The 23520-nt window shown below is 72.1% G+C and carries 20 protein-coding genes; 1 reads left to right on the top strand and 19 read right to left on the bottom strand.

Going from position 1 to position 23520, the window contains the following annotated elements:
• Positions 1-66 precede the first annotated feature (66 nt).
• The 10 genes from ACEZDE_RS07500 to ACEZDE_RS07545 form a co-directional block, all read right to left on the bottom strand.
• Positions 67-492, bottom strand: coding sequence for an SCO2583/SCO2584 N-terminal domain-containing protein (locus tag ACEZDE_RS07500; RefSeq protein WP_380533747.1), 426 nt, complete (start codon positions 490-492; stop codon positions 67-69).
• Positions 493-670: 178 nt separating this feature from the next.
• The gene (locus tag ACEZDE_RS07505) at positions 671-1936 is read right to left on the bottom strand and encodes a glutamate-5-semialdehyde dehydrogenase (RefSeq protein WP_380533980.1); all 1266 of its coding nucleotides are present in this window, start codon (positions 1934-1936) and stop codon (positions 671-673) included.
• A 134-nt stretch (positions 1937-2070) separates the two neighbouring features.
• Complete coding sequence (locus ACEZDE_RS07510; protein ID WP_380533749.1) at positions 2071-2577, bottom strand: hypothetical protein; 507 nt, start codon at positions 2575-2577, stop codon at positions 2071-2073.
• Positions 2578-2610: 33 nt separating this feature from the next.
• Positions 2611-3729 carry a glutamate 5-kinase gene (gene proB / locus ACEZDE_RS07515; protein ID WP_380533982.1) on the bottom strand — a complete coding sequence of 373 codons (1119 nt, stop codon included), beginning with the start codon at positions 3727-3729 and terminating at the stop codon, positions 2611-2613.
• Positions 3730-3833: 104 nt separating this feature from the next.
• Positions 3834-4829: an adenosine deaminase gene (locus ACEZDE_RS07520; RefSeq protein ID WP_380533751.1), complete on the bottom strand. Its 996-nt coding sequence runs from the start codon at positions 4827-4829 to the stop codon at positions 3834-3836.
• A 2-nt stretch (positions 4830-4831) separates the two neighbouring features.
• The gene (obgE, locus tag ACEZDE_RS07525; RefSeq protein ID WP_380533753.1) at positions 4832-6328 is read right to left on the bottom strand and encodes a GTPase ObgE; all 1497 of its coding nucleotides are present in this window, start codon (positions 6326-6328) and stop codon (positions 4832-4834) included.
• Between the two features lie 104 nt (positions 6329-6432).
• Positions 6433-6687 carry a 50S ribosomal protein L27 gene (rpmA, locus tag ACEZDE_RS07530; protein WP_030250668.1) on the bottom strand — a complete coding sequence of 85 codons (255 nt, stop codon included), beginning with the start codon at positions 6685-6687 and terminating at the stop codon, positions 6433-6435.
• A 12-nt stretch (positions 6688-6699) separates the two neighbouring features.
• The gene (gene rplU, locus ACEZDE_RS07535) at positions 6700-7014 is read right to left on the bottom strand and encodes a 50S ribosomal protein L21 (protein ID WP_380506924.1); all 315 of its coding nucleotides are present in this window, start codon (positions 7012-7014) and stop codon (positions 6700-6702) included.
• 326 nt (positions 7015-7340) lie between these two features.
• The gene (locus ACEZDE_RS07540; protein WP_380533755.1) at positions 7341-11108 is read right to left on the bottom strand and encodes an Rne/Rng family ribonuclease; all 3768 of its coding nucleotides are present in this window, start codon (positions 11106-11108) and stop codon (positions 7341-7343) included.
• A 231-nt stretch (positions 11109-11339) separates the two neighbouring features.
• Entirely contained in the window at positions 11340-12134 is a 795-nt protein-coding gene (locus ACEZDE_RS07545; RefSeq protein ID WP_380533757.1) for a TIGR03936 family radical SAM-associated protein, read from the bottom strand.
• A gap of 136 nt (positions 12135-12270) precedes the next feature.
• Here ACEZDE_RS07545 and ACEZDE_RS07550 point away from each other — a divergent pair, with 136 nt between their 5' ends.
• Positions 12271-12636, top strand: a complete 366-nt coding sequence (locus ACEZDE_RS07550; RefSeq protein ID WP_380533759.1) for a VOC family protein — start codon at positions 12271-12273, stop codon at positions 12634-12636.
• 87 nt (positions 12637-12723) lie between these two features.
• Here ACEZDE_RS07550 and ACEZDE_RS07555 read toward each other — a convergent pair whose 3' ends face one another.
• From ACEZDE_RS07555 to folC, 9 genes are all read right to left on the bottom strand, one after another.
• Positions 12724-14664: a TIGR03960 family B12-binding radical SAM protein gene (locus ACEZDE_RS07555; protein ID WP_380533761.1), complete on the bottom strand. Its 1941-nt coding sequence runs from the start codon at positions 14662-14664 to the stop codon at positions 12724-12726.
• A 73-nt stretch (positions 14665-14737) separates the two neighbouring features.
• On the bottom strand, positions 14738-15949 hold the full coding sequence (gene rodA, locus ACEZDE_RS07560) for a rod shape-determining protein RodA (protein WP_380533763.1): 1212 nt from the start codon (positions 15947-15949) through the stop codon (positions 14738-14740).
• Positions 15946-18186, bottom strand: coding sequence for a penicillin-binding protein 2 (mrdA, locus tag ACEZDE_RS07565; protein WP_380533765.1), 2241 nt, complete (start codon positions 18184-18186; stop codon positions 15946-15948). Before mrdA ends, rodA begins: the two co-directional genes overlap by 4 nt.
• Positions 18187-18228: 42 nt before the next feature.
• Positions 18229-18912 (bottom strand): rod shape-determining protein MreD, encoded by a 684-nt coding sequence (gene mreD / locus ACEZDE_RS07570; RefSeq protein ID WP_380533767.1) that lies wholly within the window; start codon positions 18910-18912, stop codon positions 18229-18231.
• A gap of 1 nt (position 18913) precedes the next feature.
• The gene (mreC, locus tag ACEZDE_RS07575; RefSeq protein WP_380533769.1) at positions 18914-19864 is read right to left on the bottom strand and encodes a rod shape-determining protein MreC; all 951 of its coding nucleotides are present in this window, start codon (positions 19862-19864) and stop codon (positions 18914-18916) included.
• 42 nt (positions 19865-19906) lie between these two features.
• Positions 19907-20932: a rod shape-determining protein gene (locus tag ACEZDE_RS07580; protein WP_380533984.1), complete on the bottom strand. Its 1026-nt coding sequence runs from the start codon at positions 20930-20932 to the stop codon at positions 19907-19909.
• Between the two features lie 234 nt (positions 20933-21166).
• Positions 21167-21586, bottom strand: coding sequence for a nucleoside-diphosphate kinase (ndk, locus tag ACEZDE_RS07585; protein WP_380533771.1), 420 nt, complete (start codon positions 21584-21586; stop codon positions 21167-21169).
• A 91-nt stretch (positions 21587-21677) separates the two neighbouring features.
• On the bottom strand, positions 21678-22010 hold the full coding sequence (locus tag ACEZDE_RS07590; protein WP_380533773.1) for a DUF4233 domain-containing protein: 333 nt from the start codon (positions 22008-22010) through the stop codon (positions 21678-21680).
• 61 nt (positions 22011-22071) lie between these two features.
• Positions 22072-23451, bottom strand: coding sequence for a bifunctional tetrahydrofolate synthase/dihydrofolate synthase (gene folC / locus ACEZDE_RS07595; protein WP_380533775.1), 1380 nt, complete (start codon positions 23449-23451; stop codon positions 22072-22074).
• Between the last annotated feature and the right edge of the window lie 69 nt (positions 23452-23520).

Genomic DNA, 23520 nt, shown 5'->3' on the forward strand with positions numbered 1-23520 from the left:
CGCGGACGTTTACCGGCAAAGCAGACATAACGCCGCAATGGCCGAACGAAATGAGACCAAGTTCACTCAGCGCGGAACTCCGGCCGCCGCGCTTCCGCTGGAACTGCTGCCGACCCCGCTACTCGGACCCGGCACCGGCTGGCTGCCGGGAGCCGCCCCGCGGTACACCGCCGCCGCCGCGACCAGCACCGCGAGCATGCCGATCACCACCAGCATCATCCGGGCCACCACCCGCTGCCAGCGCCCGGGGGCGGCCTGGTAGCGGCCCCGCCGGGTGATGATCCCGGCCGACCGGCCGACCTCCGGATCGGCGTGCCGGGCCGGACCGGCCACCGCGCGCCCGCGCCGCTTGGCCCCGGCCCGCAGCGCCCGCAGCCGCTCGTCGGCGGTGGGCTCGTGTATCAGCGCGGCGAGGACGAACGCCTCGTCAAGGACCAGTCCGGCGAAGATGTCCGGCGTACCCGCCTCGGACGTCTCCGGTTCTCCGGGCACCGCGTCCCCGGCACCCGTGTCGAAGCCATCGGGATTCACGGCACCCCCCGGTATCTGCAGGACCACAGCCTGTTCGCACCACTTCTCAGCAGCGTAGCGCCGGGATCCCCGCTTGTCTCCGGCTTGGGCAGGGCCGCACCCGCACGGGTGGCAGCCCCGCCCGCCCCGGGCGGCGCGGTCAGCCGCGGACGTGCCCGTCACCGGTGACGACGTACTTGGTCGAGGTCAGCTCGGGAAGCCCCATCGGGCCGCGGGCGTGCAGCTTCTGGGTGCTGATCCCGATCTCGGCGCCGAAGCCGAACTGGCCGCCGTCGGTGAACCGGGTGGAGGCGTTGACCGCGACCGTGGTGGCGTCCACCAACTGGGTGAAGCGGCGGGCGGCGGCCTGCGAGGTGGTCACGATCGCCTCGGTGTGGCCGCTGGACCAGAGCCGGATGTGCGCGACCGCGGCGTCCAGCGAGTCCACCACCCGGACCGCGATGTCGTAGGAGAGGTACTCGGTCTCCCAGTCGTCCACCGTCGCCTCCAGCACGGTGGCCTTGGAGCCCTCGGCGTACTCCAGCACGGTCTCGTCGCCGTGCACGGTCACCCCGGCCTCGGCCAGCGCGTCCAGGGCGAGCGGCAGGAAGGACCCGGCCACGTCCCGGTGCACCAGCAGCGTCTCGGCGGCGTTGCAGACGCTGGGGCGGGAGGCCTTGGAGTCGACCAGGATCCGCACCGCCATCGCCAGGTCGGTGTCCGCGTCCACGTAGACATGGCAGTTGCCGGTGCCGGTCTCGATCACCGGGACGGTGGAGTTCTCCACCACGGTGCGGATCAGCGCCGCGCCGCCGCGCGGGATCAGCACGTCGACCATGCCCCGGGCCCGCATCAGCTCGTTCACCGACTCCCGGGACTCCCCCGGCACCAGCTGGATGCAGTCGGCCGGCAGCCCCGCGCCGCCGACCGCGTCGCGCAGCACCTCGACCAGCTTGCGGTTGGAGGCGTAGGCCGAGGCCGAACCGCGCAGCAGCACCGCGTTGCCGGACTTCAGACAGAGCGCGGCGGCGTCCACCGTGACATTGGGACGGGCCTCGTAGATGATCCCGACCACCCCGAGCGGCACCCGCACCTGGCGCAGGTCCAGGCCGTTCGGCAGGGTCGAGCCGCGGACCAGCTCGCCCACCGGGTCGGGCAGCCCGGCCACGTGCCGGACGTCGGCGGCGATGGCGGCCACCCGCTCCCGGGTCAGCGCGAGGCGGTCCACCACCGACTCGGCCGTCCCGGCCTCGCGGGCCCTGGCCACGTCCTCGGCGTTGGCCTCCAGGATCTCCCTGGTCCTGACCACCAGGGCGTCGGCGATGGCGAGCAGCGCCTCGTCCTTCGGCGTACGCGGCAGCGGCGCGAGGTCGGTGGCCGCCGCCTTGGCCCGGTACGCGGCCTGCAGCACCGGCGACTGCGGCATCGGCGACGGCAGGTCGGGAGAGGGGAACGCGGTGAGTTCGAAGTCGTGCTCGGGGCTGCTGCTGCTCATGGCGGCAAGCGTAATCGTCCGGGCCGGGACCGGGCCCCGCCCTTCCAGGGACTGAGAAGACTCGCTCAGTACGGGTGCACGCCGCTCAGGAAGGCCCGGGACTCGCCGTACCCCTCCGCTATCCGCTTGTGGTAGGTCGGCCGGTCGACGACTTCGAGGCCGACGATCTCCCAGGGCGGCAGCTGCGCGCTGGCCTTGTGCTCGCCCCAGAGCCGCAGCGCCATCGCCGCCGCGTCCTGGAGGTCCTCGGCCTGCTCCCAGTAGCGGATCTCGCCGTGGTCGACGGCGTACCGCGCGGTCATGAACGGGGTGTGGTCATGGGCCAGTTGTTCGAGCCCGCGCTTCAGCTCGGTGAGCGGGGTCGGTCGGCCGGCGACGCTGAGCACCACGTGCCAGAGCCGGGAGCGGCCGGCGTCCTCGTCTCCCCCGGGCGACGCCGCGGCCCGGACCGCGCCCGGGGGCGCTTGAATCGTGCGGTCGGCGCGCGCCGTGTGCGACGCGCCCCCTTCGATGCTGGTGAGCACCGTATCCGCAGATCTCGTGCCCTGCGTGCCCTGACGCCTGCGTGCCACCCTGCGGCCTCCTCTCGGCGCTCTCAGTAGCGCTCAGGCCCTGCCCAGCGGCACGGGGAGAACCACCAGGTCATCACGGTGCACCACCTCGCGCTCATACGCAGGACCGAGCTCCCGCGCCAGCTCGGGCGTGGACCGTCCGAGCAGCCGGGGAAGCTCCCTCACATCAAAGTTGACCAGCCCCCGGGCCACGATGCAGCCGTTTTCATCAAGAAGGTCGACCGGATCTCCGGCGGCGAAATCACCCTCGACCCCGGTCACCCCGGCGGCCAGCAGCGACGTCCGGCGTTCGACCACGGCTCGTACGGCGCCCGGGTCCAGCCGGACCGCGCCTCGCGGCGCGCTCGCGTGCTCCAGCCAGAGCAGCCGGTCCGCGGAGCGGCGTCCGGTGCGGTGGAACAGGGTGCCGGTGTCGCGTCCGGACAGGGCGTCGGCGGCGAACCGGGCCGCGGTCAGCACCACCGGGATGCCCGCGCCGGTGGCGATCCTGGCCGCGTCGACCTTGGTCACCATGCCGCCGGTGCCGACCCCGGCCTTGCCGGCGCTGCCGATCTCCACCCCGGCCAGGTCCTGCGGGCCGCGCACCTCGGCGATCCTGCGGCTGCCCGGCTTGCTCGGATCGCCGTCGTAGAGGCCGTCCACGTCGGAGAGCAGCACCAGCAGGTCGGCCCGGACCAGGTGGGCCACGATCGCGGCCAGCCGGTCGTTGTCGCCGAACTTGATCTCGGCGGTGGCGACCGTGTCGTTCTCGTTGACCACCGGCACCGCGCCCATCACCAGCAGCTGCTCCAGGGTGCGGAAGGCGTTGCGGTAGTGCTCCCGGCGGCTGGCGTCCTCGGCGGTGAGCAGCACCTGCCCGGCCCGCAGCCCGTACCGGGCGAAGGAGGCGGTGTAGCGGGCCATCAGCAGGCCCTGGCCGACGCTCGCGGCGGCCTGCTGCCGGGCCAGGTCCCGGGGGCGCCGTTCCAGGCCCAGCGGGGCCAGCCCGGCCGCGATGGCGCCGGAGGAGACCAGCAGGATCTCGGTGTCCGCGTCCCTGGTCTTCGCCAGCACGTCGACCAGGGCGTCCACCCGGTCCGCGTCGAGGCCGCCGGCGGCGGTGGTCAGCGAGGAGGAGCCGACCTTCACGACGATCCTGCGTGCGCCGAGCACGTCTTCCCGCAGGGTGCCTGTCACGCCGTCGCTCCCGGATTCGAGTGGTTGCCGTCCGCCGCGCAGCAATCTACGCGAACCGGAAGCCGGTGCTCACCTGGATATCAGCTGCTGGAAGGGTGCGCGTCCAGCTCGGCCAGCAACTCGGCCCTGCGCTCCTCGTCGACGAACGACGCCAGGAAGGAGTTCCGTGCCAGCAGCCGCAGTTGACCGTCCGTCAGCCCCAGCGCCCGTTGCAGGCCCCGGTAGTTGTCCTCGACGTAGCCGCCGAAGTACGACGGGTCGTCCGAGTTGACGGTGACCAGCAGCCCGGCCGCCAGCATGGCCGGCAGCGGGTGCTGCTCCAGGGTGTCCACGCAGCGCAGCCGGACGTTGGAGAACGGGCAGACGGTGAGCGGGATCCGCTCCGCGACCAGCCGGGCGACCAGGGCGTCGTCCTCCATGCAGCGGATGCCGTGGTCGATCCGCTCCACCCCGAGCAGGTCCAGCGCCTCGGTGATGTACGCGGGCGGGCCCTCCTCGCCGGCGTGCGCGACCAGCCGCAGGCCGAGCCGCTTGGCCTCGGCGTAGACCTCGGTGAACTTGGCCGGCGGGTGGCCCACCTCGGCCGAGTCCAGGCCGACCGCGGTGATCCGGTCCAGGTAGGGACCGGCGTCGGCGAGGGTGCGCAGCGCGTCCTCGGCGGAGAGGTCCCGCAGGAAGCTGAGGATCAGCCCGGTGGAGACGCCGTGCCGCTCCCGGCTGCGGTCCAGCGCCCTGGACAGGCCGCGGACCACGGTGCCCAGCTCGATCCCGCGCGCGGTGTGCGCCTGCGGGTCGAAGAAGACCTCCGCGTGCCGCACCCCCTGCGCGGCGGCGCGGACCAGGTACGCCTCGGCCAGGTCGGTGAAGTCCTGCTCGGTCCGCAGCACGTCGGTGAGCCGGTAGTACAGGTCGAGGAACGACTGCAGGTCGCTGAACGCGTACGCGCTGCGCAGCTCCTCCGGCGTGGCGTACGGCAGGTCGATGCCGTTGCGCTCGGCCAGGGCGAAGGCCAGTTCGGGTTCGAGCGTGCCCTCGATGTGCAGGTGCAGTTCCGCCTTGGGCAGAGGGGGGAGCATGCTCAGATTTCCTCGTCGTCGATCTCGTACTCCTCGGGCGCGGGCTCGACCTCGCGCCTGGGCAGCGGGTCGAACCGGGCGAACTCCGAGGCGGCGTCGTCGCGGATGGCCTCCCGCTCGCGCTTGCGGGTGACCGCGTCGCGCGGGGACTCCATCCGGTGGTCCTCGCCGCGGCGGCCGAGCATCTCGGCGCCGGCGGCCATGCTGGGCTCCCAGTCGAACACCACCGCGTTGTCGGACTCGCCGATGACGACGGTGTCGCCCTCCTTGGCGCCCGCCTTGGCCAGCGCGACCTCGGCGCCGAGCCGGGCCAACCGGTCGGCGAGGTAGCCGACCGCCTCGTCGTTGGAGAAGTCGGTCTGCTTGATCCAGCGCTCCGGCTTGCTGCCGACGATGCGGTAGAGGTCCTCGGCGGCGTCGTAGGTGACGGTGAAGCCGGCGTCGTCCACGGCGACCGGGCGCAGCACCACCCGGGTGGCCTCCTGCACCGGGCGGGCGGCGCGGGCCGCGGCGACGATCCGGGCCAGGGCGAAGCTCAGCTCGCGCAGGCCCTTGCGGGAGACGGCGGAGACCTCGAACACCTCGTAGCCGCGCTCCTCCAGCGAGGCGCGGGTGAGGTCGGCCAGGTCCTGCCCGTCCGGCACGTCGATCTTGTTCAGTGCGACCAGCCGGGGCCGGTCGTCCAGGCCGCCGTACTGGGCCAGCTCGGCCTCGATCGTGTCCAGGTCGGCCAGCGGGTCGCGGTCGGTCTCCAGGGTGGCGCAGTCCAGCACGTGCACCAGCACCTCGCAGCGCTCGACGTGGCGCAGGAACTCCAGGCCGAGGCCCTTGCCCTGGCTGGCGCCGGGGATCAGCCCGGGGACGTCGGCGATGGTGTAGACGTTGTCGCCCGCGGTGACCACGCCCAGGTTGGGGACCAGGGTGGTGAACGGGTAGTCCGCGATCTTCGGCTTGGCCGCCGAGAGCACCGAGATCAGCGAGGACTTGCCGGCGCTGGGGTAGCCCACCAGCGCCACGTCGGCGACCGACTTGAGCTCCAGCACGATGTCCATGCTGTCGCCGGGCTCGCCGAGCAGCGCGAAGCCGGGGGCCTTGCGGCGGGCCGACGCCAGCGCGGCGTTGCCGAGACCGCCGCGACCGCCCGCGGCGACCACGAAGCTGGTGCCGTTGCCGACCAGGTCGGCCAGCACATTGCCGCGCTTGTCCATCACCACGGTGCCGTCCGGCACCGGCAGGACCAGGTCGTGGCCCTCGCCGCCGGTGCGGTGGTCGCCCGCGCCCGGCTTGCCGTTGGTGGCGCTGCGGTGCGGCGAGTGGTGGTAGTCGATCAGGGTGGTCACCTGCGGGTCGACCACCAGGGTGACGTCACCGCCACGGCCGCCGGAGCCGCCGTCGGGACCGCCCAGCGGCTTGAACTTCTCCCGGTGCACGGAGGCGCAGCCATGGCCCCCGTTACCCGCGCTGACGTGCAGCTCGACGCGGTCCACGAAGGTGGTCATGGTGATGGGTGCCTCTCTGAGCAGGGGAAGGAATGCAGTGGTGCAAACACCGAGGGTGGACCGGAATGTTCCGATCCACCCTCGTATGTGAGCTTTTGCCTGGATCAGGCAACCGGCACGATGTTCACGACGCGACGGCCGCGGTGCGTGCCGAACTCGACCGCACCGGCGTTGAGCGCGAACAGGGTGTCGTCGCCGCCACGGCCGACGCCGGAACCCGGGTGGAAGTGGGTGCCGCGCTGGCGGACGAGGATCTCGCCGGCGTTGACCTTCTGGCCGCCGAAGCGCTTCACGCCGAGGCGCTGAGCGTTCGAGTCACGACCGTTACGAGTAGAGCTTGCGCCCTTCTTGTGAGCCATTTCCGCCTCCCCTTACTTCGCCGAGTCGATGCTGGTCACGCGGAGCGCGGTGTGGCGCTGACGGTGGCCCATGCGCTTGCGGTAACCGGTCTTGTTCTTGTACTTCATGATGTTGATCTTCTCGCCCTTGTGGTGGTCGACCACCTCGGCGCGAACCTTCACACCGGCCAGGACCCAGGGGTCGCTGGTGACGGCCTCACCGTCGACGATCAGGATCGTCGAAAGCTCGACGGTCTCGCCGACCTTGGCGTCGACCTTGTCGGACTCGAAAACATCGCCGACGGCAACCTTGTGCTGCCGACCGCCGCTACGCACGATCGCGTACACCGCGAACCCACTCTCCACTAGGACGGAACTCCTGACGCCAGCCTTCCCGCAGCGAAAACGGCGGGCGGCCTCCCCCGGTGAGGTGAGGCTGACGCCTCGAACCGGGAGGGTGTGTGCTCAGGAGCAAGTGCGACATTGCAGAATGCAAATTTGCACCGAGGGTCAAGGCTACGGAAGCACGGCCTGCGGGTCAAACCAGCCCAGGTGGGACGGGTCGCACCGGCCCGACCGGCAGGAAAGCACGGCGGCCCGCCCCGCACGGTGCGGGACGGGCCGCCGTGGACGGCGCCTGCGGCTGCTGCGCGGCCGGTACTGCTCGGCCTGTGCTACTCGGCCGCGGCCTCGGTGGCTGCGGCCTTCTTGGCGACCCGCTTGGCCGGGGCCTTCTTCGCCGCGGCCTTCTTGGTCGCGGTCTTCTTGGCAGCGGCCTTCTTCGCCGGGGCCGGAGCCTCGGCAGCCGCCTCGCCGGTCGCTGCACCGGTCGCCTCGGCAGCGGCGGGCTCGCCCTCCGGCTGCGCGGCGGTGGCCTTCTTGGCAGCGGTCTTGCGCGGAGCCCGCTTGCGCGGAGCCTTCGCCGGGGCGGCCTCCTCGACCGGGGCCTCGGCCTCGGCGGCGACAGGCTCGGCGGTGACCGGCTCGGTCGGCGCGACCTCGGCGGCGGGGGCCTCGGCGGCGACAGCCTCGGCCACCGGGGCCTCGGCGGCGGCCGGTGCGGTGGACGGGACGACCAGCACCGCGGCCTCCTGCGCCGCGGGCGGGCCCGCGGGCGAGGTGGCCTTGCGGACCGCGCGACGGCGCGTCCGCGCCGGACGGGCCGAGGACTCGATCATGGCCTCGGCCAGTTCCTCGGCCTCGGCCTGCACCGCGGCGTCCAGCGGAGCCGGGGCGGCCGGGGCGGCGACCGGCTCCGCGACCACGACGGCCTCGGCGGTGACGGCCTCGACCGGGGTCTCCGGACCGGTGATCTCCAGGTCCTCGACCTCCTCCGCGGTCAGCCCGTGCGAGACGACCTGCTGCGCCAACTCGTCCAGGCTCTCCTCGCCGCCGTGGTCGTGCTCGTGGGTGTGCGACTCGGCCTGGGCGTCGCCGCCGCGACCGCGACGACGGCGCTTGCTCCCGCCACCGCCGCCGCCCTCGACCGCCTCCCCGGCGAAGGACTCCTCGCCCATCGGCCCGGAGAAGCCCTTGGGCACCGGCGGGGCCTGCTCCATGTGCACGATGACGCCGCGCCCGTTGCAGTGCACGCAGGTCTCCGAGAAGGACTCCAGCAGGCCCTGGCCGACCCGCTTGCGGGTCATCTGCACCAGGCCGAGCGAGGTGACCTCGGCCACCTGGTGCTTGGTCCGGTCCCGGCCCAGGCACTCCAGCAGCCGGCGCAGCACCAGGTCCCGGTTGGACTCCAGCACCATGTCGATGAAGTCGATCACGATGATGCCGCCGAGGTCGCGCAGCCGCAGCTGGCGCACGATCTCCTCGGCCGCCTCGATGTTGTTCCGGGTGACCGTCTCCTCCAGGTTGCCGCCCTGGCCGGTGAACTTCCCGGTGTTGACGTCGACCACGATCATGGCCTCGGTCTTGTCGATCACCAGCGAACCGCCGCTGGGCAGCCAGACCTTGCGGTCCAGCGCCTTCATCAGCTGCTCGTCGATCCGGTAGGTGGCGAAGACGTCCACCTCGGAGGTCCACCGGGTGAGCCGGGGCACCAGGTCGGGGGCGACCCCGGCCACGTACTCCTGGATGGTCGACCAGGCGGTGTCGCCGGAGACGACGACCTTGGTGAAGTCCTCGTTGAAGATGTCGCGGACCACCCGGACGGTCATGTCCGGCTCGCCGTAGAGCAGGGTCGGCGCGTTGCCGCTGCTGACCTTCTTCTGGATGTCCTCCCACTGCTGCTGCAGCCGCTGGACGTCGCGGGTCAGCTCCTCCTCGGACGCGCCCTCGGCGGCGGTGCGCACGATCACGCCCGCGTCGTCCGGGACGATCTTCTTGAGGATGTTCTTCAGCCGGGCCCGCTCGGTGTCCGGCAGCTTGCGGCTGATCCCGGTCATCGAGCCCTCGGGCACGTACACCAGGTAGCGGCCGGGCAGTGAGATCTGGCTGGTCAGCCGGGCGCCCTTGTGGCCGATCGGGTCCTTGGAGACCTGCACCAGCACGGACTGGCCGGACTTCAGCACCGACTCGATCCGGCGCGCGCCGCCCTTGGAGCCGAACGAGGCGAAGTTGACCTCACCGGCGTAGAGCACCGCGTTGCGGCCCTTGCCGATGTCGATGAAGGCGGCCTCCATCGACGGCAGCACGTTCTGGACCTTGCCCAGGTAGACGTTGCCGACGTACGAGGTGGCCTGCTCCTTGTTGACGTAGTGCTCGACCAGCACGTTGTCCTCAAGCACGCCGATCTGGGTGCGCTCGCCCTGCTGACGCACCACCATGACCCGCTCCACCGCCTCGCGGCGGGCCAGGAACTCGGCCTCGGTGATGATCGGGACCCGGCGGCGGCCCTGCTCGCGGCCCTCGCGGCGGCGCTGCTTCTTCGCCTCAAGACGGGTGGAGCCCTTGATCGACTGCACCTCGTCCGGATCGAACGGGGCGTCAGCCGCGGCGCCGCCGCCGGAGGCACGGCGGCGCGGCTCGCGGACCTTCACCACGGTGCGCTCGGGGTCGTCGGTCGACGCGGCGGCCTCGCCCTCGGACCCGCCGTCACCGCTGCGACGGCGACGGCGGCGACGCCGACGGCTGGACGCGGACAGCGCCTCGCCGAGGTCGTCGTCCTCCTCCTCGTCGTCCTCATCGGCCCCGGCTGCCTCGGCCGACTGGGCGGCCTGCTCGGCGGGGGCCTCGGCGTCGTCGCCCTCGCCACGGCGGCGACGGCGGCCACCGCGGCGGCGGCGGCGCGAGGGACGGCCCTCGTCGTCGGCGTAGCCGTCCTGGGCGTGCTGCGTGCCGTCGGCCTCGTCGGCGGCGTCGTCGAGCTCCTCGTCCAGTTCCTCCGGCTCGACCGGCTGCGGGGCGGTGAAGGCGGGGGCCTGGGAGACCGCGCGGCGGCGGTTGCGGCGGCGGCCGGTGGGCGCGTCGTCCTCGTCCGGGACGTCGGCGGCGGGCTCGGCCGGGGCCGGGGCGGCGGCCCGGACCGGGGCCGGCGGCTCGGTGCCGAGCGGCGCGCGGCCGGTGGAGAGCTGGAACACCGCGGGCGCGGTCGGCGCGGCGGGCGCGGAGGACCGGGTGCGGCGGGCGGGGGCCGACTCGGTCGCGGGCGGCTCGGCGACGACGGCCGGGGCGCTGTCCGCGGCCGGGGCCGCGACCGGCGCGGTGGCCCGGCGGCGGTTGCGGCGGCGGCCGTCCTCGGGCTCGCCCTGCTCGGCCGCCGGGGTGTTGCTCGGCGGGGTGAACGCGGCCGGCGGGGTGAACGCCGCGGCCGGGGCGGCGGAACGGGAGGCGACCACGATCTCGGCCGGCTCCTGGAACACCGGCGCCTGGAACACGGCGGTGGACGGCCGGACCGCGCGGCGGCGGGACCGCGGCGCGGGCTCCTCGGCGACGACCGGGGCGGGCTCGGCGGCCGGAGCGGGCTCGGCGGCGACCGGGGTCTCCTCCTCCGGCTCCTCCTCGACCTGCGGCTCCACCGGGGCGGGCGGCTCGGGCAGCTCGATCGCGGTCTGCACCGGCTCGGCCTTCTTACGGGTACGGCGAGCGCGCTTCACCGGCTCGGCGGCAACCGCCTCAGCGGCGGGCTCGGCAGCGGCCGGGGCCTCGACAGCCTGGACCTCGGCGACCGGGGCCGCAGCCGGGGCCTCCGCGGCGGGCGTCTCCACGACCGCGCTCTCGGCGACCGGCTCGGCCTTCTTGCGGGTACGGCGAGCGCGCTTCACCGGCTCGGCCGCAACCGCCTCAACGGCAGGGGCGGCCTCAGCGGCGGGCGCGACCGCGGCAGCGGCCTCAGCCGCAGGCGAGCCCGCGGCGTCCTCGCCCTGCGGGGGCCCCGCGGGACGGCTCGCGGCGCGGCGGCGGCGCGGGGCGGCCTTGGGGGCCGCACCCTCCGCGGGCGCCTCGGCGCCCTGCGCGCTGCTCTGTTCGTTCTGTTCGTTGATATCGGGCATCCGGGGGTTTCTCCCGTTCATGCCCCCGGGCGCCGCGCTTCTCAGCGGGCGCCGCACAGGGGCTTGCGTATGTCGATCGACGCTCCGCTGCGCGGTACGCCGAAAAGTCTTGGGTTTTCGAGCCAGTCTTGTCCGGGCCCCGGGTGGCTCCCAGGGGCCCTGGACGGGCGCCGACGACGGAGCCGCGATGCACCGGTGGTGCAGGGCGCGGGCCTGACCGGCCGCCGCTGCCTACACGGGCTGCGGCTCGGCCGCCTCGGATGGGAGGGCCGGTGCCGCGCCGCGGTCGGGCGCGAACGGGTCGGTCACCGCACCGGACTCCTGGTCTAGCGGCCCCTGCGCCAGCCTGGTCGCCCCAGCGGGGACCGGCAGCGCCAGGTCGGCCGTCACCAGGAGACCGGACAGGACGTCATCGGGTCGGACGGCGGGTGTGGCGTGCCGAACAACCAGCCGCAGTATCGCACAAGCGCGGCCTGCGGCGATATCGGTACTACTTTCGACGGGGCCGTCCGCACCTGCGGCGACCTGCGATTCGACCACCTCAAGAGCCACCACGGCCCCGCGCGCGTCGAATGTGCGCACGCCGTTCTTGGTCTCCCGCTGGACCTCGACCGCCTCGGCGGCGAGGAACGCGGCCACCGCGGCGGACGCCGCGGCCGGCTCCACACCGCTCAGCCGCAGCTCCCAGACCGAGGCCTCCAGCCGCTCCACGAAGTTGGGGGTGCGCACCTCGACCGCGTCGACCACGTCGAGGCCGGGCGGCAGCGACTCGTCCAGCTGCGCCCGCAGCAGCTCGGGGTCGCGCGGGGCGCTGAGGGCCAGCTCGACGTACTCGGCCTCGCTGGCGGAGCCGGTGGGGGCGGCGTTGGCGAAGCTGATCCTGGGGTGCGGCGAGAAGCCCGCCGAGTACGCCATGGGGACGGCGGAGCGGCGCAGGGCGCGCTCCAGGGCCCGCTGGAAGTCGCGGTGGCTGGTGAAGCGCAGACGGCCGCGCTTGGTGTAGCGCAGTCGGATGCGCTGGACCACCGGGGCGGGGGGAGGACCGTCGGGCGTGCGGCGTGCCAGGGCGCTCAGTCCTTAGGGAGTAGGGGTGTGTAGCGGTACTGCTCCCAGGGTACGCGGGTCCGATGGGGCCACGAACGCACACAACGGAGGCAGAGGCATGATCGGCACGCTGAAGACGTTCGCACTGGACTGTCCCGACCCGACCGCGCTGGCCGGGTTCTACGCCGAACTGGTCGGCGGCAAGGTGGAGGACGAGGACGGCAGCAACGAGTGGGTGGACCTGGTCGGCGACTCCAGCCCCGGCCTGGCCTTCCAGCGGGTGGACGACTACCGCGCGCCGACCTGGCCGAACCCAGACCAGCCGCAGCAGGCCCACCTGGACATCGGCGTCACCGACCTGGACGAAGGCCAGCGCCGGGTGCTGGCGCTGGGCGCGACCCTGCTGGAGGACTGGTCCGGCAGCAAGACCTGGCGGGTCTTCGCCGACCCGGACGGGCACCCGTTCTGCCTCTGCGCCTGCTAGGGCACCAGTGGGAACACGGCTGTGCTTGCAACACGGCTCTGCCGCCCGGTATTCCGGGCGGCAGAGCCAGGTCTGACGCGGTGTCGGCTACTTGACGACGGTCAGCGGCAGCAGCTTGACGCCGGTCGGGCCGATCTGGATCTGGGTGTCCATCTGCGGGCAGACGCCGCAGTCGAAGCAGGGGGTCCAGCGGCAGTCGTCCACCTCGACCTCCTCCAGCGAGTCCTGCCAGTCCTCCCAGAGCCAGTCCTTGTCCAGGCCGGAGTCCAGGTGGTCCCAGGGCAGGACCTCCTCGTACTGGCGTTCGCGGGTGGTGTACCAGGCGACGTCGACGCCGGTGCCGGCCAGGCCCTTCTCCGCGGCGCGCATCCAGCGGTCGTAGGAGAAGTGCTCACGCCAGCCGTCGAAGCGTCCGCCGTCCTCGTAGACCGCGCGGATGACCTTGCCGATCCGGCGGTCGCCGCGGGACAGCAGGCCCTCGACGATGCCGGGCTTGCCGTCGTGGTAGCGGTAGCCGATGTTGCGGCCGTACTTCTTGTCGTTGCGGATGGCGTCGCGCAGCTTCAGCAGCCGGGCGTCGGTCTCCTCGACGCCGAGCTGCGGGGCCCACTGGAACGGGGTGTGCGGCTTGGGCACGAAGCCGCCGATGGACACCGTGCAGCGGATGTCGTTCTGGCCGGTGACCTCGCGGCCCTTCTGGATCACGTTCTTCGCCATGGTGGCGATCTGCAGCACGTCCTCGTCGGTCTCGGTGGGGAGGCCGACCATGAAGTACAGCTTCACCTGCCGCCAGCCGTTGCCGTACGCGGCGGCGACGGTGCGGATGAGGTCCTCCTCGGACACCATCTTGTTGATCACCTTGCGGATCCGCTCGCTGCCGCCCTCGGGGGCGAAGGTCAGCCCGGAGCGGCGGCCGTTCCGGGTCAGCTCGTTGGCCAGGTCGATGTTGAAGGCGTCGACCCGGGTGGACGGCAGCGACAGGCCGACCTTGTCCTCCTGGTAACGGTCGGCGAGGCCCTTGGCGATGTCGGCGATCTCGGTGTGGTCGGCGGAGGACAGCGACAGCAGGCCGACCTCCTCGAAGCCGGTGGCCTTCAGCCCGCGGTCGACCATCTCGCCGATGCCGGTGATGCTGCGCTCGCGGACCGGACGGGTGATCATCCCGGCCTGGCAGAAGCGGCAGCCGCGGGTGCAGCCGCGGAAGATCTCCACCGACATCCGCTCGTGCACCGTCTCGGCCAGCGGGACCAGCGGCTGCTTGGGGTAGGGCCACTCGTCCAGGTCCATCACGGTGTGCTTGGACACCCGCCACGGCACGCCGGAGAGGTTGGGCACGACCCGGCCGATCCGGCCGTCCGGCAGGTACTCGACGTCGTAGAACTTGGGCACGTAGAAGCCGCCGGTCCGGGCCAGCCGGAACAGCAGCTCGTCGCGCGGGGTGCGGCCGTCCAGGCCGGGGCGGCCCTCGGCCTTCCAGGCCCGGATGATCTCGGTCATGTCCAGCACGGCCTGCTCGCCGTCGCCGACCACGGCCGCGTCCAGGAAGTCCGCGATCGGCTCCGGGTTGAACGCGGCGTGGCCGCCGGCCAGCACGATCGGGTCGTCGACGGTGCGGTCCGCGGCCATCAGCGGGATGCCGGCCAGGTCCAGCGCGGTGAGCATGTTGGTGTAGCCCAGCTCGGTGGAGAAGCTCAGCCCGAACACGTCGAAGGCCTTCACCGGGCGGTGCGCGTCCACGGTGAACTGCGGGACGCCGTGCTCCCGCATCAGCGCCTCCAGGTCCGGCCAGACGCTGTAGGTGCGCTCGGCGAGGACGCCCTCGCGCTCGTTCAGCACCTCGTAGAGGATCATGACGCCCTGGTTGGGCAGCCCGACCTCGTAGGCGTCCGGGTACATCAGGGCCCAGCGGACGTCGCAGGCGTCCCAGTCCTTGACGGTGGAGTTCAGCTCGCCGCCGACGTACTGGATCGGCTTCTGGACGTGCGGGAGGAGGGCCTCCAGGCGCGGGAAGACCGACTCGACAGACATAGAGGAGGACTTTCGGTGTGGACGCAGGTCGGACCCCTCAGGATAACGCGCCCCGGGTCGGACCTCCGACCGCTCAGGCGCCGAGGGTGCGTTGCATCTTCACCGACTGGAGCAGGCCGATGCCGATCCAGATGGCGAACATCGAGGAGCCGCCGTAGCTGACGAAGGGCAGCGGGATGCCGGCCACCGGCATGATGCCGAGGGTCATCCCGATGTTCTCGAAGGCCTGGAAGCCGAACCAGGCGACCACCCCGGCCGCGACGACGGTGCTGTAGAGGTCGGAGGCCAGCCGGGCGATCCGGCAGGCACGCCAGAGGATGACGCCGAGCAGCAGGATGATCAGGGCCGCGCCGACGAAGCCCAGCTCCTCGCCCGCGACGGTGAAGACGAAGTCGGTCTGCTGCTCGGGGACGAACTGGCCGGTGGTCTGCGTGCCGTGGAACAGGCCCTTGCCGAGCAGGCCGCCGGAGCCGATGGCGATCCGGGCCTGGGCGGTGTTGTAGCCGACCCCGGCCGGGTCCAGGCCCGGGTCGGCGAAGGCCGCGAAGCGGGCGATCTGGTACTGCTTCAGCAGGTGCAGCTGGACCACCGCGAAGGCGCCCGCGGTGCCGACCACGATCAGCCCGAACAGCCAGCGCTTCGGGGCGCCCGAGGCCATCAGCACGGCCAGGATGATCACCACCATGACCATGGTGGAGCCGAGGTCCGGCATCAGCAGGATGATCCCGATCGGCACCGCGGCCAGGGCCAGCGACCGGGCGATGGAGCGGTTGTCCGGATGGGTCAGCTCCCCCGCGTCCACCCGGGCCGACAGCATGGTCGCCATGCCGAGGATGATCGCGATCTTGCAGAACTCGGACGGCTGCACCGAGAAGCCGCCGCCGAGCACGATCCAGGAGTGCGCGCCGTTGACGGTCGAGCCCAGCGGGCTGAGCACGGCCAGCACGCCGAGCACGGCCAGGATGTACAGGAACGGCGCGGCGGTGCGCAGCCGGTGGTGCCCGGTCAGCACCACCGCGACGCACAGGCCGACCCCGATCGCCAGGTTCAGCAGGTGCCGGACCAGGAAGTACTGCGGGTCGCCGTGGTTGATCTCGGTGCGGCTGCGGGTGGCCGACCAGACCAGCAGCGAGCCCACGCCGGACAGCGCGAGCGCGGCCAGCACCAGCAGCCAGTCCATCCGGCGCAGCGGCGACTCCCGGGAGAACAGCCGCCCGAGGGTGCTGCGCTGCGGGGCGTAGCGGGGTGCGCGGTACTGGGCGCCGATCCCGGTGTAGCCGGTCATGCGATGAACCTCCGCTGCTCCGGGGCGAGGGCGAAGGCGGTCACCGGCGCGAGCGCGGCGCCCGGCGCCGCGGGGGCGGTCAGCAGCGCCGCGGGCTGCACCGGGGCGGCAAGCACCGGCCCGGCCACGGTCCCGTCGAAGCCGGCCCGCTGGACCACCGAGCCGTCCGGGTTGAAGGCCGGCAGCGACTTCTGCGGGGTCGGCAGCAGCGCCTTCTTGGGGTCGATGGTGTTGTTCGCCTGGATGCCGTAGAGCGCGTTGTAGATGTTGCGGACGGCCGGTCCCGAGCCGCCGGAGCCGGTGCCGCCCTGGGAGATGGTCATCACGATCGCGTAGTCCTTGGTGTAGGTGTCGAACCAGGACGTGCTCTGCTTGCCGACGACCTCGGCGGTACCGGTCTTGGCGTGCAGCTGGACCTGGTTCTGCGGCCAGCCCTCGAACTTCCAGGCGGCGGTGCCCTGGGTGATGACGTTGGCGGTGGCCTGGTCGATGTACTGCAGCGTCCGCTGGCTGTCCGGGAGCTTGCCCTGGACCACCGGGGCCATGTCCTTGACGACCTTTCCGGACGGGGAGACCACGGCCTTGGCGATCTGCGGCTGGTAGAGGGTGCCGCCGTTGGCCAGGGCGGAGTAGATCCGGGCCATCTGGATCGGGGTGACCAGGGTGTCGCCCTGCCCGATGGCGTAGTTGACCTCGTCACCGGCGCGCAGGGTGGCGAAGTCGACGCAGTCCTCCTTGGCGATCTCGGTGGCGTAGTCGTTCTTGCCGCTCTTGGCCTGCTTGCACCAGGTGTCCTTCATGGCGTCGTAGTACGCCTGGTGCCAGGCCCGGTCCGGGACCCGTCCGGGCACCTCGCTGGGCAGGTCGATCCCGGTCTTCTGGCCCAGGCCGAAGGCGTGCGCCGCCTTGTAGAGCCAGTCGTTGGGCTTCTTCGGCTTGGTGCCGCCGTCCTTGAGCCACTGCTGGTAGGCGATGTTGTAGAAGACCGTGTCGCAGGACACCTCCAACGCCTTGGAGATGTCGATCATGCCGTAGTTCTCGCCCTCGAAGTTCTTGAACACCCGCCCGCCGATGGTCATCGCCGAGGTGCAGGGGAAGGTGTCGCTGTAGGTGTAGCCCGCGTTGATCGCGCCGGAGGTGGTGACCACCTTGAACGTCGAACCCGGGGCGCTCTGACCCTGTATGGCCCGGTTCAGCAGCGGGTAGTCGGACTTGGTGCTGGTCAGCGCCGCGTAGTCCTTGGAGGAGATCCCGCCGGTCCAGACGTTGGGGTCGAAGGTCGGGGCGCTGGCCATGGCGATCACCCGGCCGGTGTGCACGTCCATGACCACCACCGCGCCGGAGTCGGCCTTGAAGTTCTCGTGGCTGACCGGGTCGTAGCTCTTCCGCAGGGTCAGCATCGCCTGCTGCAGCTGCTTCTCGGCGATGCCCTGGATCCTGGCGTCGATGCTGGTCACCACGTCGTCGCCGGGGACCTCCGCGGTGCCGCCGGCGGTGCCCATCACCCGGCCGAGGTTGTCCACCTCCAGGTCGGTGGTGCCCGGCTTGCCGCGCAGCGCGCTGTCGTACACCGACTCCAGGCCGGAGCGGCCGATCTGGTCGGCCGGGGCGTAGGCCGACTTGCCGTCAGGGCCGGTGGCGGCGTCGATCTCGTCCTGGGTGACCGGGGAGAGGTAGCCCAGCTCCTGGGCCGCGTTGACGCCGTCCGGGCCCGGGTACTGGCGGACCGCGGTGGGGTCGGCGGTGACCCCGGGGAAGTCCTCGCTGCGCTCCATGATCTGCATCGCCTGCTGCGTGGTGGCCTTGTCGGTCACCGGGATCGGCTGGTACGGCGAACCGTTCCAGCACGGCTGCGGGGTCTTCGCGTCGCACAGCCGGACCTTGTCGTGCACCTCGGTCGCGGGCAGCCCGAGCACCTGGGCGAGGCGGTCCAGCACCGCCGTGCCGCCGTCCTTCTGCTGCAGCAGCGAGGTGCGGCTGACCGAGACCACCAGTTTGGTGGCGTTGTCGGCGAGGGCGACCCCGTTGGCGTCCAGGATCTCCCCGCGCACGGCCGGGACCAGCACGGTTCTGATGTGGTTGGACGAGGCCTGGTTCACGTAGTGCTGGCCCTCGCGGATCTGCAGGTACCACAGCCGCCCGCCGAGGGTCGCCAGCAGCGACAGCACGAGGACCTGGAGAATGATCAGTCGTCCGGTGACCCGGCTGTTGCGCCCGGTCGGCGGGATGTTGGTCATGGAATATCGCTTCCCGCCCCTGGGGTCTGGGATGAAGGTGGGTCAGTTCTTGGCGCTGCTGCCGGCCTTGGCGCGCGGACCGAAGCCGGGGACGGTGCCGAGCCCGGCCGCTCCCCCGCTGCGGCTGCCGCCCTCACCGAAGATCGAGCCGCGGCGGTTCAGCCCGCCGCGGATACGGGCCTGCTTGCGCGGGGCGCCGCCGGTGCCGCCGCTGCTCACCGGCTCGGCCACCGAGCGGCGTGCCATCGCCATCACCGCGGGCACCACGAACGGCGCCAGCAGCACGTCGTAGAGCACGGCGGTCAGCAGCAGGCTGACGATGCCGACGTGCCGGGCCGCGGTGTCGCCGACCAGCGCGCCCACCCCGGCGTACAGCAGGGTGGCGGTGAAGGCCGCGGCGGCGACCACCAGCAGCGGGCGCAGCACCGAGCGGATCTGGCCGCCCTCGGGGCGCAGCATCCCCGCGCCGTAGCCGAGCACGCAGAGCACCAGCGCGTACCGGCCCACCGCGTGGTCGGACGGCGGGGCCAGGTCGGCCAGCAGCCCGGCGCAGAAGCCGACCAGGCAGCCGCCGACCGGCCCGTAGACCAGGGCCAGCCCTATCACCACGAGCAGCAGCAGGTCCGGCACCGCGCCGGGCAGGCCGAGCCGGGACAGCACGCTGACCTGGACCACCAGGGCGACCACGACCAGGACGGCCGAGAGCAGGACGCGGTGCAGCCTCATGTCAGTGCCCCTTCGTGGGAGTCGCCGTGGGCGTGGGCTTCTTCGGCTTGGCGGCGGGCTTCGCCGGGGCCTTGGCGGCCGGCGCGGGCGTCGGCCGCGGCGGCAGCAGCGCGAACCGGGGGTCGGTCGCCGGGGGCTGGACCACCACGCCGACCAGGTCGAGCCGGGTGAAGCTGACGAAGGGTCGGACCAGCACGGTCCGGGTCAGCTGGCCCGGCGTGTCCTCGACCTTGGTCACCGTGCCGACCGGGACGCCGGGGACGAACGGGCGGTCGTTCTCCGAGCCGAAGGTGACCATCCGGTCCCCCGCCTTGACCGCGGCCTGGCCGTTCAGCAGTTCCACCCGCATCGGCTCGGTGCCCTGGCCGGTGGCGAAGCCGATCTCGCCGTCGCCCTCCATCCGGGTCCCGACCGTGAAGCCGGGGTCGCTGGCGAGCAGCACGGTGGAGGTGCCGGGGCCGACCGTGGTGATCCGGCCGACCAGGCCGTCGCCGTTGATGACGGTCATGTCGCGCTGGATGCCGTCGTTGCTGCCGATGTCGATGGTGACGGTCCAGGAGAAGCCCTGGGCCGCGCCGATCGCGACCACCTGGGCGGCCTTGACGGTGTAGCGGCCGGCCCCGGCGGCGCCGAGCATTTTGTCCAGCTCGGCCTCCCGGCCCGTGGCCAGGTCGGAGCTGGACAACTGCTGCTTGAGCTGGGCGTTCTGCTGCTCCAGCGAGCGGATCCGGTCACCGCTGGTGCCGGACTCGCGGAGCGTGCGCATGGCGTCGGCGACCGGGTTGACCATGCCGGACACGCCGCTCTCGACCGGACCGAAGACCGAGGCGGCGACGTTTCTCGGCCCGTTCAGCGGGGAGTCGTCGCCACCGCGGATGTCCACGGTGATCAGCGCGAAAGCGATCGCGACCAGCAGGACCAGCAGCAGCCGGCTCTCTCGTGTGTCCCTCACGGTCCTCGGCAGAGCCCTTCGGTCTTGGCGCCTGACGGCGGGTCAGCGGCGGGGTTGGGAGTCCAGGACCTGCTGCAGCGCCTCGAACTCCTCGACGCACTTGCCGGAGCCGAGGGCGACCGAGTCGAGCGGGTCCTCGGCGATGTGGACCGGCATCCCGGTCTCCCGGCGGAGCCGCTCGTCCAGGCCGCGGAGCAGTGCGCCGCCCCCGGTGAGAACGATGCCGCGGTCCATGATGTCACCGGCGAGTTCCGGCGGGCACTGGTCCAGCGTGGTCTTGACGGCGTCGATGATCTGGTTCACCGGCTCCTCGATGGCCTGGCGGACCTCGGCCGCGGAGATCACGATGGTCTTCGGCAGGCCGCTGACCAGGTCCCTCCCGCGGAGTTCGCTGTGCTCCTCGGCGTCGCCCTCGACCGGGTAGGCCGAGCCGACGGTCATCTTGATGTTCTCGGCGCTGCGCTCGCCCAGCAGGAGTGAGTACTCCTTCTTGATGTGCTGGATGATCGCGTTGTCGAGCTCGTCCCCGGCCACCCGGATGGACTGCGCGGTGACGATGCCGCCGAGCGAGATCACGGCGACCTCGGTGGTGCCCCCGCCGATGTCCACCACCATGTTGCCGGTGGCCTCGTGCACCGGCAGCCCGGCGCCGATGGCGGCGGCCATCGGCTCCTCGATGATGTGCACCTGGCGTGCGCCGGCCTGCCGCGAGGCCTCGATCACGGCGCGGCGCTCGACCCCGGTGATGCCGCTGGGCACGCAGACCACGACCCGCGGACGGGCCATGTAGCGGCGGCGGTGGATCTTGAGGATGAAGTAGCGGAGCATCCGCTCGGTGATCTCGAAGTCGGCGATCACGCCGTCCTTGAGCGGGCGGATGGCGACGATGTTGCCGGGCGTGCGGCCGATCATCTTCTTGGCCTCGGAGCCGACCGCGAGGATGCCGCCGGTGTGGGTGTTCACCGCGACCACCGACGGCTCGTTGAGGACGATCCCGCGACCCCTGACGTACACGAGCGTGTTGGCGGTGCCGAGGTCGACAGCCATGTCACGACCGATGAACGACATGTTGTTCGCCATGGGTATAGGGGGCCTTCCCGAGGTCGAGGGTGGAGGCGGGACACGCAGGACAGGCCACCATCGTAGCCATGCAGGCACCGAGGGTTACCGTCGAGGCTTCCACGGGCCACTGCCATTGTCATGGCAGACGATCACATTTCCCGTTATTGGGACGCTCATGTCGGCTGCGCGGTTCTCCGGAATGGTACGTTCCAGTAAACCGGCTACCCGTTCGACACATCGTCAAACGAGCGAAAATCCCGGGAAGAAGATGGAGATCTCACGGGCCGCCGACTCCTCCGAGTCCGAGGCGTGGATCAGGTTCTCCCGGGTGATGGTGGCGTAGTCGCCGCGGATGGTGCCGGGGCCCGCCGCCAGCGGATCGGTCTTCCCGGCCAGCGCGCGGACGCCCTCGATCACGCTCTCGCCCTCGACGATCAGCGCCACCACCGGGCCCGAGGCCATGAACTCCATCAGCGGCCCGTAGAACGGCTTGCCGACGTGCTCGCCGTAGTGCTTCTCCAGGGTGGCGGTGTCCAGGGTGCGCAGCTCCATCGCCGCGACGGTCCAGTTCGCCTTGCGCTCGATCCGGCTGATGATCTCGCCGATGAGGCCGCGGCGGGTGGCGTCGGGCTTCAGGAGGACAAGGGTGCGCTGGGACATGGAGCGGCTCCGGGGTGGGTCGGACACGGCAGCTGGGAACGGGGTGGGGATTGGGATGTGAGCCTACCCGAGCGGGTGACTCGTTCGAACGTCAGGCCGTCTGCGCGCGGGCGGCCTTGATGGTGTCGATCTTGCGGCCGTAGTGCACCGAGGCCCACCAGAGCGCGGCGAAGACCACGCCCAGCCCGTACATCATCCCGACCACGACGCCGGACGCGATCAGGGCCGCCTGCAGCACCCAGCCGACCGCGACCGCGCCCGGACGGGTGATGACGCCGCAGAGCAGCACGCAGACCGCCATGGCGATGCCGCAGACCGTCCACAGGGTCGTCGAGGAGACGTCGGAGAGGTGCATGGCGACGAGGGCGGCGAAGCCGACCACCATCGCCTCGGCGATCAGCGTGGACGAGCAGAGCGTACGCACGGCGGGTGCCTTTCGGGGCGGGACTCGGGGTGGGACCGGAGGAGGGGGCGGAAGCAGGGGTTCAGCGGGGGCTGAGCAGGATGCGGGCCTCGCCCACGGTGATGATGGAGCCGGTGATCAGCACGCCCGAGCCGCCGAGGTCGCCGACCTCCTCGGCCAGGGCGACCGCGGCGTCGATGGCGTCGTCGAGCCGCGGCTCGACCAGCACCCGGTCCGGGCCGAAGATCTCCACCGCGGCCTCGGCCAGCTTGTCGATGTCGGTGGCGCGCTGGGTGGAGTTCCGCGAGATGACCACCTCGGCCAGCACCGGTTCCAGCGCCTCCAGCAGCCCGGAGGAGTCCTTGTCGCCGCTGGTGCCGATCACCCCGACCAGCCGGGTGAAGCCGAACGACTCGCCGATCGCCTCGGCGGTGGCGCGGGCCCCGGCCGGGTTGTGCGCGGCGTCCAGCACGATGGTGGGGCTGCGCCGGACCACCTCCAGCCGGCCCGGCGAGCTGACGCCGGAGAAGGCGCCGCGGACCTTGCCGATGTCCAGCGGCTCCTCCCGCGCGGTGCCCACGCCGAAGAAGCCCTCGACCGCGGCCAGCGCCAGCGCCGCGTTCTGCGCCTGGTGCGCGCCGTGCAGCGGGACGAAGACGTCGGTGTACTCGTGGCCGGAGATCCCGCGCAGGGTCAGCAGCTGGCCGCCGATGGCCATGTCCCGGTGCACCACGCCGAACTCCAGGCCCTCCCGGGCCACCACCGCGTCCTGCTCCACCGCGCGGCGCAGGATCACCTCGGCGGCGTCGGCGGGCTGGTGCGCGACGACGGCCAGGGCGCCCTTCTTGATGATCCCGGACTTCTCCACCGCGATCTCGCCCGGCGTGTCGCCGAGCTTGTCGGTGTGGTCCAGCGAGATCGGGGCGATCACCGCCACCGGGGCGTCGATGACGTTGGTGGCGTCCCAGGAACCACCCATGCCGACCTCGACCACGGCCACGTCCACCGGCGCCTCGGCAAAGGCGGCATAGGCCATGGCGGTCATGATCTCGAAGAAGGACAGCGGGATCGGCTGGCCTGCGTCGGTCATCGCCAGGTACGGCTCGATGTCGCGGTAGGTCTCGACGAACAGCTCGGGGCTGACCGGCTCGCCGTCCAGGCTGATCCGCTCGGTCACCGACTCCACGTGCGGGCTGGTGTAGCGGCCGGTGCGCAGCTCGAAGTGGCGCAGCAGCTGCTCGATCATCCGCGCGGTGCTGGTCTTGCCGTTGGTCCCGGTGATGTGGATCGACGGGTAGGCGCGCTGCGGCTGGCCGAGGATGTCCAGCAGCGCGGTGATCCGGTCCAGCGAGGGTTCCAGCTTGGTCTCCGGCCACCGCGCGCCGAGCTCCACCTCGACGGCACGGAGCTGCTCGGCGGGAGAGAGGTCGGACTGCGGGGTGCTGCTGGCTGCGTCGCTCACACCCCCAGTCTACGGACGCCCGCACACCGCCCGCGCCCAGCCCGGCAGCCCCCCAGGGGCGCGGGGAAC

Origin of the sequence: Streptacidiphilus cavernicola, from assembly GCF_042510955.1 — a bacterium.
GTDB classification, from domain to species: Bacteria; Actinomycetota; Actinomycetes; order Streptomycetales; family Streptomycetaceae; genus Streptacidiphilus; species Streptacidiphilus cavernicola.